Origin of the sequence: Bacillus cereus group sp. BfR-BA-01349 (assembly GCF_022663795.1) — a bacterium.
In the GTDB taxonomy this organism is placed as follows: domain Bacteria; phylum Bacillota; class Bacilli; order Bacillales; family Bacillaceae_G; genus Bacillus_A; species Bacillus_A cereus.
The window spans coordinates 1-13,888 of sequence record NZ_JAKUGE010000058.1 but is presented as its reverse complement, the minus strand read 5'-3'; the positions used below and the strand labels follow the sequence as shown (position 1 = coordinate 13,888).

Genomic DNA, 13,888 nt, shown 5'->3' with positions numbered 1-13,888 from the left:
CATGTTATTAAAAACAAATCGAGCAAAATGGATTGGATTATTTGTTGGAATCATTGCAGTCGTTATTTGTATTTGGGGAAGTATTATTTTCGGATATACAAATACGAGTTGGAAACTAGCATTGGATGCTTTTTTCCATTTTAACGGTTCCAATGAACATATTATTATTCAAAATGTACGTCTGCCTAGGGCGTTAATTGCAGCTAGTGTTGGTGCTAGTTTAGCCATTGCTGGTTGTCTTATGCAAACTTTAACTAAGAATTCACTTGCTTCTCCAGATTTTATTGGATTAAATTCAGGTGCTGCGTTCTTTATAGTTGTAGCAATTGTAATCTTTTCAGTAACATCATTATCAGCTTTCACATGGATTGCCTTTTTAGGAGCGGCGGTTGCAGCTGTACTTGTATTTGCTTCTAGTTCTTTAGGAAAAGAAGGGACTACACCTCTTAAGTTAACGTTAGCAGGGGTCGCAATTAGTGCATTATTTTCATCATTAACACAAGGATTACTTGTGTTAAATGAAAAAGCACTTGAAGAGGTATTATTTTGGCTTGCTGGATCTGTGCAAGGGAGAAAGTTAGAAATTTTACAATCTGTATTCCCATATTTATTAATAGGATGGATTGCATCTCTTATGATGGCAGGGAAAGTAAATACATTAATGATGGGGGAAGACGTTGCAAAAGGACTTGGACAACGAACGATTTTAATGAAATCATTCGTACTACTTATTATTGTCCTGTTGTCTGGTGGTTCAGTTGCGGTCGCAGGTCCAATTGGATTTATTGGTATTGTTACCCCGCATTTTGCCAGATTTCTAGTTGGAGTAGATCATAGGTGGAGAGTACCGTATAGCGGTTTATTAGGTGCAATACTATTAATCTTAGCTGATATAGCAGCAAGATATGTCATTATGCCACAAGAAGTACCAGTAGGAGTTATGACAGCATTTATTGGAGCTCCATTCTTTATTTATATTGCACGTAAGAGAGGGCTTAGCAAATGAAGAAGTATATTCCATTTCGTATAGGGAAAGGCGGGCCCTCGTTTTTAATGTATAAACGAGCTTGTCTCGTCTTATTTAGTTTATTAGTTGTTTTAATAGGATTATTTTTTGCGAGTGCAGGTATGGGAGACATGAAAATTGCTCCTTATGATGTATGGCAAGCGATCACTGGAAATGGCGATGCGATGTCTAACATGGTTGTAAATAAGTTTCGTATGCCGCGTATTTTAATTGCCATCCTTGTAGGAATTGCGCTTGCTGTAGCAGGATGTATTTTACAAGGTCTCGTTCGAAATCCACTTGCTTCTCCGGATATCATCGGGATTACGGGTGGGGCAAGTGTTGCAGTTGTATTGTTTTTAGCTATATTTAGTGATAAAAATAATGCGCTAACTGTAAGCATTCATTATATGCCGTTAGCAGCCTTTGTTGGGGCAACGATTGTGGCGCTTTTTGTATATTTATTTGCATGGAGAAATGACGGGTTATCGCCGATTAGTCTTGTTTTAATTGGTGTGGGGTTTTGGGCATTAACGAAAGCGGCAACGACTTTGTTTATGTTGTTGGCACCAATTTATCAAGCGAGTCAAGCGAATGTATGGATTACAGGTACTGTTTATGGTTCTTCATGGCAAAACGTTATGGTGCTTGCACCGTGGGTTCTCATTTTAACGGTAATATCATTTATAGCTGCTAGACATTTAAATGCGCAAGAGCTAGGGGATGATATTGCGGTAGGACTTGGTGTTCCTTTAACGAAGTCACGCGTATTCATGTTATTACTTAGTACGGCTTTAATTGGGGGAGCAGTTGCCTTCGCCGGAGGAATTGGATTTGTCGGTTTAATGGCACCTCATATTTCACGAAGGCTAGTTGGTTCTTTATACGGTGCATTACTCCCAGTTGCAGCTATTGTCGGTGCAATTCTAGTACTTGCTGCAGATTTAATTGGGCGTACAGTTTTCACACCACTTGAAATTCCAGCAGGGGTATTTACATCAGCAATTGGTGCACCTTATTTTATTTATTTACTTTATAAAAGTCGGAATTCATAAAGGGAGATGAATATGCAAAAAGCATTGGAGACGAAATGTTTGACGTTGTCTTATGGTGAAACAATTATTATTGATGAGTTGAATTTAGAAATTCCAAAAGGTGAAATTACAATCTTTATCGGTTCCAACGGTTGCGGGAAATCAACTTTATTACGTTCACTAGCTAGATTATTAAAGCCAACAACTGGTGACATTTTGTTAGATAATCAAGCTATTCAAAGTATGCAAACGAAGCAAATTGCTCGTCAAATGGCAATTTTACCGCAAGGACCGCAAGCACCTGAAGGGCTTACAGTATTGCAACTTGTAAAACAAGGACGCTATCCATATCAAACATGGCTGAAACAGTGGTCAGAAAAAGATGAGGAAATGGTACAGAAGGCACTTGCAGCAACAGGTATGACAGAATTTGCTGAGCGTGATGTGCATGCTCTTTCAGGTGGACAACGACAACGTGCTTGGATTGCAATGACGCTTGCACAAGATACAGATATTATTTTACTGGATGAGCCTACTACATATTTAGATATGACTCACCAAATTGAAGTGCTAGATTTATTATTCGAATTAAATGAAACAGAACAAAGAACAATTGTTATGGTATTACACGATTTAAATTTAGCATGTCGCTATGCAGATAACATTGTAGCCATTCAAGATAAACAAATATATGCACAAGGTAAACCTGAAGAAGTGGTAGATGAGAAACTAGTACGTGATGTATTCCGAATGGAGTGTCAAATTAGTACGGATCCGTTGTTTGGAACACCGCTTTGTATACCTCACGGAAGAGGAAGACGTGTAGTTAAAGAAGTTGCTCAGGCAATGAGATAAAAAAACGATGAGTGATTCATCGGTTTTTTTATTTGGTACAAGAAAATAAGAGGAAGAGAGGAATACGTAAGCGACGTTTATAATCTGCTTCATTTTGAAAATAGGTTGGATTTGGTGTAGCTTCTTTTAATGATGTAATGGTAAATCCGGCTTGCTGTAATAATGTGAAATAATCTTCCGTTGTACGATGATATTTAATAACTTCTTGGTCAATCCATGGTTCAACCCGTTTGCCTAGTTTAAAGTAATCATCGACGAGCCAACTCGTTCTTTTACCACTTGTTTGTAAGCTTTCAAACGAAGAAGTAATAACGGGATGTTGAACGCTAAAGGTAAAGGTGCCATTTGTTTTTAAAGTTTGAAATACATTTTGAAAAATGGTATCAAGATGTTCAATATAATGTAAGGCGAGTCTAGATGTTACTAAATCAAAAGTGGAAGAGGGGTAGGTATAATCTTTGAGGTTTAAAAAATGAACAGATCCATTTTTATTTTCTAGTTGTTTTTTAGCTTTTTCATACATAAGTTCGGAGCCTTCAATGCCGGTGTAAGAGTAGCATCCCTTTTCTAATAATTCCGCGCCAAACTTAGCATCACCACAGCCTAAATCGAGAATTTGTTTTCCTCGTACATGACCAATGAGCTGAAAGAATACTGGTTTTTCAATGGATTCATTTGGGCTATTTTCTCGGTATCTTCGTTTCATATATTGTTCGAAAAATGCTGTGTTATTGTATACATCAGATTCTGTAAATGCCATGTTTGAAACCTCCCGAAATATTTTTTTAATTCTATCAAATATGAAAAGTAAATGATAGATTTATTGTAATGAATCATATATAATCTAAAAATGTAAGCGGTTACTTTAAACTATTTTTCTATAATAAATTCTGAAAACGTGTTAAGCTAGTAGAGGGATTATTAGAACTATTAAGACAATAATCCGCTTACATGAACGATGGGAGGCTTCACGATGTCTAGTAAAACACTTGCGAAATTTTTAGAAGAAAACTTAGAGGATTTAAAATCAAAGGGGCTTTATAACGTAATTGATCCGCTTGAGAGTTCAAATGGACCGATCATTACAATTGGCGGAAAAGAATATATTAACTTATCTTCAAACAACTATCTTGGATTAGCAACAGATAGCCGTTTGCAAGAAGCAGCAATTGGTGCTATTCATAAGTACGGTGTTGGAGCAGGGGCTGTTCGTACAATTAACGGTACTTTAGATTTGCATATTAAGTTAGAAGAAACAATTGCAAAGTTTAAACATACAGAAGCAGCAATTGCTTATCAATCAGGATTTAACTGTAATATGGCAGCGATTTCAGCTGTTATGGATAAAAATGATGCAATTCTTTCAGACGAATTAAACCATGCTTCTATTATTGATGGTAGTCGTCTATCAAAAGCAAAAATTATTGTTTATAAACATTCGGATATGGAAGATTTACGCCAAAAAGCAATTGCGGCGAAAGAATCAGGTCTTTACAATAAATTAATGGTAATTACAGACGGTGTCTTTTCAATGGATGGAGATGTTGCAAAACTACCAGAAATTGTTGAGATTGCAGAAGAGTTAGATTTAATGACATACGTAGATGATGCACACGGTTCAGGTGTACTTGGAAAAGGTGCAGGAACTGTAAAGCACTTCGGTCTTTCTGATAAAGTTGATTTCCAAATTGGTACATTATCAAAAGCAATTGGGGTAATTGGTGGATATGTAGCAGGGAAACAAAATTTAATTGACTGGTTAAAAGTTCGTTCACGTCCATTCTTATTCTCTACAGCATTAACACCAGCTGATGCAGCAGCTGGCATGAGATCAATTGAAATCTTAATGGAAAGCACAGAGTTACACGATCGCTTATGGGAAAATGGTCGCTACTTAAAACAAGGATTAAAAGAACTTGGCTTTAACATTGGGGAAAGTGAAGCGCCAATTACACCTTGTATCATTGGGGATGAGGTATTAACACAAGAATTTAGTAAACGTCTAAATGAAGAAGGTGTATACGCAAAATCTATCGTGTTCCCAACTGTAGCAAAAGGAACAGGGCGCGTTCGTAATATGCCTACAGCAGCTCATACGAAAGAAATGTTAGATGAAGCAATTCTTAAGTATGAAAAAGTAGGAAAAGAAATGGGCATCATTTAAGTAACGACATCTTTTGAATAGCTTGCAAATGAGGAGTGGGGAAAATGAAAAAAATTCTAGTAACCGGTTCTTTAGGGCAAATTGGTTCTGAACTAGTAATGAAACTTCGTGATGTATACGGCGCATCAAATGTTATTGCAACAGATATTCGTGAAACAGATAGTGAAGTAGTAACGTCTGGTCCATTTGAAACGTTAGATGTAACAGATGGACAAAAACTACATGATATCACAAAGCGTAATGAAGTAGATACAATTATTCATTTAGCAGCTTTACTTTCAGCAACAGCAGAAAAAAATCCGTTATTTGCATGGAACTTAAATATGGGCGGACTTGTAAATGCATTAGAAGCAGCTCGTGAATTAAACTGTAAATTCTTCACGCCAAGTTCTATCGGCGCATTCGGTCCATCGACGCCAAAAGATAATACACCGCAAGATACAATTCAGCGTCCTACTACGATGTACGGGGTAAACAAAGTGGCAGGAGAATTACTATGTGATTATTATCATCAAAAATTTGGTGTAGATACGCGCGGTGTCCGTTTCCCAGGTTTAATTTCTTACGTAGCTCCTCCAGGAGGCGGAACAACTGATTATGCAGTTGAAATTTATTATGAGGCGATTAAAAAAGGTGCATACACCTCATACATTGCTGAAGGAACGTACATGGACATGATGTATATGCCTGATGCTTTACAAGCGATCATTTCATTAATGGAAGCTGATCCAAGTAAGCTAGTGCATAGAAATGCATTTAACATTACAGCAATGAGCTTCGAGCCAGAGCAAATTGCAGCGTCAATTCGTAAACACATTCCGACGTTTACAATGGATTACGCAGTAGATTCAGCTCGTCAAACAATCGCTGATAGCTGGCCAAACTCTATTGACGCAACTGCAGCAATGAAAGAGTGGGGCTTTAAAGCAGAATACGATTTAGACAAAATGACAACTGACATGCTGGCTAAGTTAAAAAAAAAGCTCGCAGCTGAGTTAGTGATGAATTAATAGGAAGAGTCGATTCTTAGGAATCGGCTCTTCATTATTTTTGGGAGGAGAGAAGTCTTATGCAAAGAGTTGATGTCGTATACGCACTAATACATGACGAGGAAATAGATAAAATATTAATGGTACATAATACAGAACAAAACGTTTGGTCATTGCCAGGTGGGGCTGTGGAAAAAGGTGAAATATTAGAGGAAGCACTAATAAGAGAAGTGAAAGAAGAGACAGGTTTAACTGCTACGTTAGGTGGACTTGTTGCGATCAATGAAAAATTCTTTGAAGAATCAGGGAATCATGCACTGTTTTTTACATTCCGAGCGAATGTAGTAAAAGGGGAACTTATTGCGGAAGATGAAGGTGAAATTTCTGCAATAGAGTGGGTAGATCGAACAATTGCGAATGAGCGCTTCCCATACTATGACGGAGGATTTGAATCTTTATTAGAAGTAGCCATTCCATACAAGTTTCAACCAGAAACAAAGTAATTGAACGAAAAAACAGGAGCCACAAGGCTCCTGTTTTCTATTCAATCGTCTTCAGTAATAGTTTTTTCAGCAATGGTTTAATCTTCAATCGTAAATCTTCAGCATGATTTGCAACTAAGAAGTGATGGTTATAAATGTTTTTCATCAATTGATAAGTTGCTTCTTTCGCTTCGCCTTCTTCGATGAAGATACCGATTACTTCCATACCACTTTTACGCGCGAGTTTAACAGCTTCATGCGTATCTAAAATTCCGTCTTGTTGATAGTCTAGCGCAGAAGGCTCACCGTCTGTGAAGACTAGTAAGAATTTATGTTTCTCAGGTCTTTTGGCAAGTTTTTCAGAAACGATACGAATAATATATCCGTCGCGGTTATCTTCTTCTTCACGAAGTTGCATAATTTCTGGACCAACGTTTGGTAACGTTGAGTTTTTATAATTTACAACTTCATGAATAACGTTCGGCTTATCTTCAGGTTTAGCGCTAGAGGCATCTTCCCAAAATCCGCTAATAGCGTGCGGGATTTTTAAAGACTTTAAAGCTTCATGGAATAGTACAACACTCTTCTTCGTTTCTTCCATTTTGTTATACATAGAACCAGAACAGTCAACTAACAGTTGGAATGCAACATCGAGTTCTTGTGACTCTTGTCCTTTTTTATAAAACATACGTGGTTGTTTTTCGGTATAAATACGAAGGAATTTCTTACGAAGTCTTCCGTAATATTTATCACTATTCGCATTCGTTTTATTTTCAATCGTTTTTTCGATAATTTTCTTTAATTCTTTTACATCTTTATTGACGACTGATTTGATAGCTTGGTAATCTTTTTTCTAATCTGAGTTTGCTTTGCGAGCTTCTTTAAATGTATGAGAAGCACCTACATTATACTTACCGTATGCACCGTCGTGCTGGCTAGAAGCGTGTGAAGCCCTTGCTTCTTCTGTATCAGCGCCATCAAAGTTGGATTGTGTACTTTTTTGAGAAGTACCTTGTACAGAACCAAGTGCTTGGTCGCCATCTTCTGATTCGCGAGCAGTATCGCCCATCATGTTTGTTTTTGTTCCGCTTTCTAATTCAAAGCGTAAAAAGTTCTCGTTTTCGTTATTTTTATTTTCACGATGCCATGTGGAGAAACTTTCATCCATTTTGTTTTTATTTTCATCGTCATCTATAAGCTGCGTATCATCATTTGCTAAATCTTCGACGCGACAGTTCTTTTCGTCTGCAAGGACAGATAAGTAAAGTGGAGCATGTCCGAAATAGTTGTTAAGCATATCACTTTCAAGAAGCGCCTCTAAGCGATAGCGAATTTTCTCAACGATATACATAATATCTTCTGTATTACGTGCTTGGAATGTTTCATGTAAAATCGCTTCAATTTGCTCAAAATATTCATTATTAAACATTTCATATTTATCGCTCGTTAATGAAAGATAGCATAGGCAAAATAGACGATCACCGTGATAATTACGAACGCGGTTTATTTCATTTTGAGAGCCGAAATAGTTGCGGTACATTTCTTTTCGACGTTTAAAAACATGCTTCGTGCCAGGACGTAAGTTCTTTACGATTTCCTCAACGCGTAAATCTTCTAATAGAACAAATAATTGTGTTAAAAACTTTTTTAGGGGCGATTCTTGCAATTCAATCGCATAAGAACGAATTAAAGTCATGTCCGAGTAATGTTTATTACCAAGTGCTTTTAAGAACACTTCGCTTTTTAATCCGATTACTGTATCTTCTTCTTTTCGATCATCCCAAAAGTGACTAATGACAACTTTCTTTTCAATTTCGTCGTAGTATGCTTTATAGCCATATTCAAGATAGGCATCGTCTTCTTTTAGAAGGGCATACATTAAGTTTTCCATTTGTAGAAACAGCGACGCATCAATTTTTTTGTCACTAAAAATTTGTCTCATAAATTATCCCTCAAAGAAATAACTTTCTGCTAATTCACGGACAGTCATTTGTTCTGTTTCATCATTAAGTTTTGCAATTATGCTTCGTTCAATCGCTCGCATAATAGGAATATATACACCTAAATCACATGCGTCGATAATACCACGAATACTTGCTGCTTCTTCACTTACACGTCCATCGCGAGCTAAAGGCATAAGGTCGCTTGCAAATGCAACAAACTTTTCAATTGTTGCAACATCATTTAATTTTGATTCTGCTAATAATAGTTCTTTTAATGTGTCACCTTGAATGTAAGGAACTTCAATAATAACGAAACGGTTTTTTAACGCTTCATTTAGTTCACTTGTTCCAACGTAACCTTCGTTAATCGCAGCAATTACACGGTATTCGTCATCACCGTATACAACCTCTTGTGTAAATGGGTTTGTGATCATTTTACGGTAATCTAATGCGCCGTGAAGTAGCGGTAAAGTTTCAGGTTTTGCCATATTGATTTCGTCAATATATAGGAAGTGACCGTTCTTCATTGCTTTCATAAGAGGACCGTTAACGAATGAAACTTCAGATGCACCATCTTTCGTTTGTAGTGTGTTGTATCCTAAGATACCCTCTACATCTAAGTCGACAGAGCAGTTAATGCTATGCATTGGTTTTTGGAATAAAGAAGAAAGAGTTTCCGCTAGTACTGTTTTACCACTACCAGTCGGTCCTTTTAATAGAATGTTCTTGCCAAGAAGAAGTGCTGTAATCGCATCTTCAATAATGCTATTATCAGACGCTTTATATATTTTCGTTCCGATTAAATGTGCATTTTCACCAGCTTCTTGTTTATTCTTTTCATGAATCGTAGAAAGCTGTTGTTTTAAATCAGCATGTATATGAAATTGTTCTAACATGTATTTCCCACCTAACATTATTTTCATAAAGTAATACATCTTATGATAACTTGTTTTAATATGGTATGCAAAGAAAAGGAAGGAGGATAAAGGGAAAAGAAAAAGCAATCAAGATAAAGTTGATTGCCTACAGTAAAGGAGAAATGAGCCTCATGAAAGACTCCAATATGCGTTTTTTTATACTTCTTTTTTGGAAAGAGTTCCATTTAATTTCAGTTGAATGTTTAAAATCTTCTTCGAAATCACATTTAATATCGTGAACTGTTTTTGATTCATAAAGTACGCTAATAATTTCGTAATTCAATTCAAAGCTACGTACATCCATGTTCGCTGTTCCGATAGTTGCAATTGTATCATCAACGAGTACAATTTTTGCATGCATAAAACCATCTTTATAACTGTAAATAGAAGCACCAGCTTTTAAAAGCGGAGTGAAATAGGATTGAGATGCTTGATCGCTAATGATGCTATCACTTTTACCTGGATATAAAATCCGTACATCTATTCCGGCAATTGCACTTAAGCGTAATAATGTTAAAGTTTCTTGATCTGGAATAAAGTAAGGGGTAGCGATCCAAATGGATTTTTTTGCAGAGCCCATAACAGCTAATAATGTATTACGAATACTTTTATCATCGGAGCTTGGTCCGCTTGCTACGATTTGAACAGCACCTTCTGCATTTGAAATTTCTTTACCTGGGAAGTATTGTCTATTCATGAATTGATCCCAGGAATAGGTATTTAAACCACTAGAGGCATAGAGCCAGTCTTCTAGAAAGATTGCTTGTAATTTATATAATGCTTTTCCTTCTATTTTTAAATGACTATCACGCCAAACGGGAAATTTCTTTGAACGGCCAAGATATTCATCACCGACGTTGAGTCCTCCGGTAAAACCAATTTCTCCATCTACAATAACGATTTTTCGATGGTTACGATAATTGACAGTTTCAAGTAACCAAGCTGAAAAAATAGGGTCAAATTCTACAATTTCAATCCCAGCTTCTTTCATAGGTTGCAAAAATCGTCTTCTTAACGTATTACTTCCAAGGCCATCATAAAGGAAGCGTACAATAACACCATCTTTTGCTTTTTGTATTAAAGCATCTCGAACTTTTGTACCAATTTCATCAGATTTATAAATGTAGTATTGAATATGTATATGATGCTTTGCCTGCTCTATAGCTCGCAAAATTTCTGAAAATGTTTGATCTCCGTTTGTTAAAAGTTTTGTAGTTGTTTTATCTGCGGCAGGACCACCTCCAAATTTTTGTATGACTTCTGTTAAATGTATGGAACGTTCATTTAGTGGGACTGTGAGTAATAACTCTAGTCTTCTTCCTTCTAATATTTCACGGAATAATTTTCTTTGTTCTTCTGAACGATGGAGATGTTTTTTTCTTCTCCAGCGGCTGCGTCCGAAAATAGCGTATAAAAGCACACCTATAATAGGAAGAAGTGCTAATACTAAAAACCATGCTAACGTACTTTGTGGAGATCTATTTTCTATAAAAATAACGAATGAAATTCCGACGATTGTGATGGACCATAGAGCACCGACAAATGTATATAACGAAATATACGATGTATTTAATAGGAACAGAACGATAGATACGATTGTAAATATTAATAGTAATTGAACGATAGGCTTTTTCATTTCTATATAATTCCCCTAATCTTTTTTCAATATAGACTTCTTAAATAGAAGATGTAATATGACATCTTTATTATAAGGTGTTTTGCTTTTTTTACAAAATATAGACATATCACCTATACTTTCCGCATTTGTCCTACATACAGTGTACTATCCCATTTTTTATCTCACTCTTAACGCATATGAAAATGAAAAAATCGAAAAGGAGCGGAGAAACATGAATTATATAGAAAACAATGGATTGTACTATCGGAATCATCATCATGGAGGACACAATCATGGTGGGCACAATCATAACGGTGGACATCATCACCATGGAGGACACAATCACTATGATCACCATCATCATCACGGAGGCGGATGGGGCTGGGGTGGTGGTAGTTCATGGGGAGGTGGATTTTTCCCTGGAAGCTTTGCAGGAGGAGTGTTAGGCGGACTGACAGCTGGTGCATTAACAGGTGCAACAAGTGGAGGATATTATCCAGCTCCATATCCAGTAGCTTATCCATCGCCATACCCTGTAACGTATCCAATGCCATACCCAGGTTATCAGCAAATACCATATTCGTATTAAATTAAAAAAGAGGCTATCCTCTTTTTTAGTTTAATACAGTATTTATTTATAAAATAATTCCAAAGTTAAGGTAGAAATATGTTAATATTTTGTTATTGTAATTCAAAAACATACACATTAATGTAGATTTTCATATTATTATTCGTGAATAGTTATGTAGTATGATCTAATTTCTATTTCGTTATTAAAAACAAAGAGATCAGATATGAGTGGTATTAGTTGGAAACAAGGCTTGCATAGAGCTACTTAAAAGGATTGCGGTATAATAAGGCGCGAAGTAATTAGAGATATGGGAAGCTACCAGTTATAATTGAAACGGTATAATATTGCTTTTTATTACAAATAATATTATGTTATTTTAATCGGTTTATTTAAAAAGATAATTTATGTAAAGGGCTAGTATTAGAAAATGAAATATCTCTATTTCTATGAAGAGAAACAGGTTGTGTTTTAGTCAGATAGAAGCAAGGAGAGATGCGCATGCTAGAACAGAGAGGTCATGCATTATATGACTCTTCGTTGCGAGATTTAAAGTTAGCATTAGATGAGTCTTCAATTGTTGCAATTACAGACCGAGAAGGTCTTATTACATATGTAAATGATAAATTTTGTGAAATCTCTAAATACAAAAGGGAAGAATTAATTGGAAAAGATCACCGTATTTTAAATTCAGGTCATCATCCGAAAACCTTTTTTCAAAACTTATGGAAACGTATTTTGAATGGGAAAGTATGGACAGGTGAGATTCGGAATCGAGCGAAAGATGGTACATATTATTGGGTCAAAACAACAATTGTTCCATTTTTAAATGAAAAAGGAGAGCCATACCAGTTTATCGCAATACGAAATGATATTAGTAGTAGAAAAGAAGCGGAACAGAGGTTGCGGCTAAGTGAAAGTCGTTATAGGGAACTTGCCTATCATGATGCTTTAACGAGTTTGCCGAACCGTTTGCAATTAATAACGACCGTTAATAAATTGATTGCAGATAAAAAAGAATTTGGTATGATTTACTTTGATTTGGACCGTTTTAAATTAGTAAATGATACGTTAGGTCATATGATAGGGGACTTACTTTTAAGCGAAGTCGCTTCAAGGTTGCATTATGTACTAGGAGAGAAAGATGTTCTGGCTAGGCTAGGTGGCGACGAATTTGTGCTGTTAACAAAAAATCATAGACAAGATGATATGAGGCAGTTAGCGACATCTGTGTTGTCATGTTTCCAGGCACCATTTATTATTGAAGGCCATGAAGTATATATTTCAGCTAGTCTAGGACTTTGTTCTTATCCACAAGACGGACAAGACGTGGAAACATTATTGAAAAACTCCGACTTAGCTATGTATAGTGCAAAAGAACAGGGGAGAAATGCTGCATGTTTCTTTACGGATGAGCTACGCGCGAAAATAAATCGTAGAATGAAAGTTGAGTTTGCTTTGCAAAAGGCAATTCGTGATGAAGAGTTAGATGTAGTATTGCAGCCTATTATTGATTTGAAAACGAAGAGATATTCTGGTATAGAAGCTCTAGTACGCTGTATGACAGAAGACGGACCTATTTCACCAAACGAATTTATCCCGGTAGCTGAAGAGTCTGGACTTATTATAAAGCTAGGAGACTGGGTATTAGAAAAATCGTGCCGATTGTTTAAAACATTGCCAAGTTATCAAGAAGGACTAAAGTTATCAGTGAATTTATCTATACAACAATTAATGCAGAAACGTTTTATTTTCTCTGTACGTAGCATTTTAAAGAGAACGGGTTTTCCTCCGAACCGTTTAATATTAGAAATAACGGAAAGCATAGCAGTCCGCCATTTTGATTATATTATTGCTACATTACAAGAATTAAGAAATATGGGTGTGTTAATTGCTTTGGATGATTTCGGAACTGGCTATTCTTCCTTATATTATTTAAAACAACTACCACTGGATATTGTAAAAATTGATCGTAATTTTATTCGTGAATTTCATTATGATCACGCACAACCAGAACGAACGATTGTAAAATCCGTTATTGAAATTGCTCATAGTTTAAATTTAGCAGTAGTTGCTGAAGGAGTAGAAACAGTAGAGCAAGAGAGTTTGTTACAATCAATGAGCTGTGATTATGTACAGGGATTTTATTATGCGAAACCTTTATCTGTAGGAGAGCTAAAAGAAAAGTTAATTACAGATTTTTAATAAAAAAGAGAAGCCAGCTGGTCATCTCCCTGTCAAGTAGACAGTAATAAAAAGAGTATTATGCCACGGCCTTTTCCCGATATTCTATCGGGGAAAGGCCGTGAAGT

At 36.1% G+C, this 13,888-nt stretch carries 11 protein-coding genes and 1 pseudogene; 8 read left to right on the top strand and 4 right to left on the bottom strand.

The genetic code is table 11. The features are described from left to right. Position 1 precedes the first annotated feature (1 nt). The 3 genes from MR169_RS23995 to MR169_RS23985 are packed head-to-tail and all read left to right on the top strand — an operon-like array spanning position 2 to position 2,895. Positions 2 to 1,006, top strand: coding sequence for a FecCD family ABC transporter permease (locus tag MR169_RS23995; protein WP_242320135.1), 1,005 nt, complete (start codon positions 2 to 4; stop codon positions 1,004 to 1,006). Continuing rightward, on the top strand, positions 1,003 to 2,061 hold the full coding sequence (locus MR169_RS23990; RefSeq protein WP_000760070.1) for a FecCD family ABC transporter permease: 1,059 nt from the start codon (positions 1,003 to 1,005) through the stop codon (positions 2,059 to 2,061). The genes MR169_RS23995 and MR169_RS23990 overlap by 4 nt, the downstream gene beginning before the upstream one ends. A gap of 12 nt (positions 2,062 to 2,073) precedes the next feature. Continuing rightward, positions 2,074 to 2,895 (top strand): ABC transporter ATP-binding protein, encoded by an 822-nt coding sequence (locus MR169_RS23985; protein WP_001167943.1) that lies wholly within the window; start codon positions 2,074 to 2,076, stop codon positions 2,893 to 2,895. 28 nt (positions 2,896 to 2,923) lie between these two features. Here MR169_RS23985 and MR169_RS23980 read toward each other — a convergent pair whose 3' ends face one another. Then, a complete protein-coding gene (locus tag MR169_RS23980; RefSeq protein WP_000885977.1) occupies positions 2,924 to 3,655 on the bottom strand; it encodes a class I SAM-dependent DNA methyltransferase in 732 nt (243 codons plus the stop codon). A gap of 213 nt (positions 3,656 to 3,868) precedes the next feature. Here MR169_RS23980 and MR169_RS23975 point away from each other — a divergent pair, with 213 nt between their 5' ends. From MR169_RS23975 to MR169_RS23965, 3 genes are read left to right on the top strand one after another with little or no spacing between them, the layout of a single operon-like run. Further along, the gene (locus MR169_RS23975; RefSeq protein ID WP_242320134.1) at positions 3,869 to 5,059 is read left to right on the top strand and encodes a glycine C-acetyltransferase; all 1,191 of its coding nucleotides are present in this window, start codon (positions 3,869 to 3,871) and stop codon (positions 5,057 to 5,059) included. Between the two features lie 44 nt (positions 5,060 to 5,103). Next, positions 5,104 to 6,069 (top strand): L-threonine 3-dehydrogenase, encoded by a 966-nt coding sequence (locus MR169_RS23970; protein ID WP_044797126.1) that lies wholly within the window; start codon positions 5,104 to 5,106, stop codon positions 6,067 to 6,069. A gap of 59 nt (positions 6,070 to 6,128) precedes the next feature. Beyond that, positions 6,129 to 6,551, top strand: coding sequence for an NUDIX hydrolase (locus tag MR169_RS23965; RefSeq protein WP_001189928.1), 423 nt, complete (start codon positions 6,129 to 6,131; stop codon positions 6,549 to 6,551). Positions 6,552 to 6,588: 37 nt separating this feature from the next. Here MR169_RS23965 and MR169_RS23960 read toward each other — a convergent pair. The 3 genes and pseudogenes from MR169_RS23960 to MR169_RS23950 form a co-directional block, all read right to left on the bottom strand. Then, positions 6,589 to 8,472, bottom strand: a pseudogene (locus MR169_RS23960) (vWA domain-containing protein). A 3-nt stretch (positions 8,473 to 8,475) separates the two neighbouring features. Then, complete coding sequence (locus tag MR169_RS23955) at positions 8,476 to 9,369, bottom strand: ATP-binding protein (protein WP_000892972.1); 894 nt, start codon at positions 9,367 to 9,369, stop codon at positions 8,476 to 8,478. Between the two features lie 127 nt (positions 9,370 to 9,496). Next, positions 9,497 to 11,026: a cardiolipin synthase gene (locus MR169_RS23950; protein WP_000743029.1), complete on the bottom strand. Its 1,530-nt coding sequence runs from the start codon at positions 11,024 to 11,026 to the stop codon at positions 9,497 to 9,499. A 214-nt stretch (positions 11,027 to 11,240) separates the two neighbouring features. On the opposite strand from MR169_RS23950, the gene MR169_RS23945 reads away from it, so the two are divergent. Together MR169_RS23945 and MR169_RS23940 are read left to right on the top strand one after the other, a co-directional pair. After that, the gene (locus MR169_RS23945; protein WP_001106406.1) at positions 11,241 to 11,597 is read left to right on the top strand and encodes a hypothetical protein; all 357 of its coding nucleotides are present in this window, start codon (positions 11,241 to 11,243) and stop codon (positions 11,595 to 11,597) included. Between the two features lie 480 nt (positions 11,598 to 12,077). Continuing rightward, positions 12,078 to 13,781 (top strand): putative bifunctional diguanylate cyclase/phosphodiesterase, encoded by a 1,704-nt coding sequence (locus MR169_RS23940; protein WP_242320133.1) that lies wholly within the window; start codon positions 12,078 to 12,080, stop codon positions 13,779 to 13,781. Positions 13,782 to 13,888 lie beyond the last annotated feature (107 nt).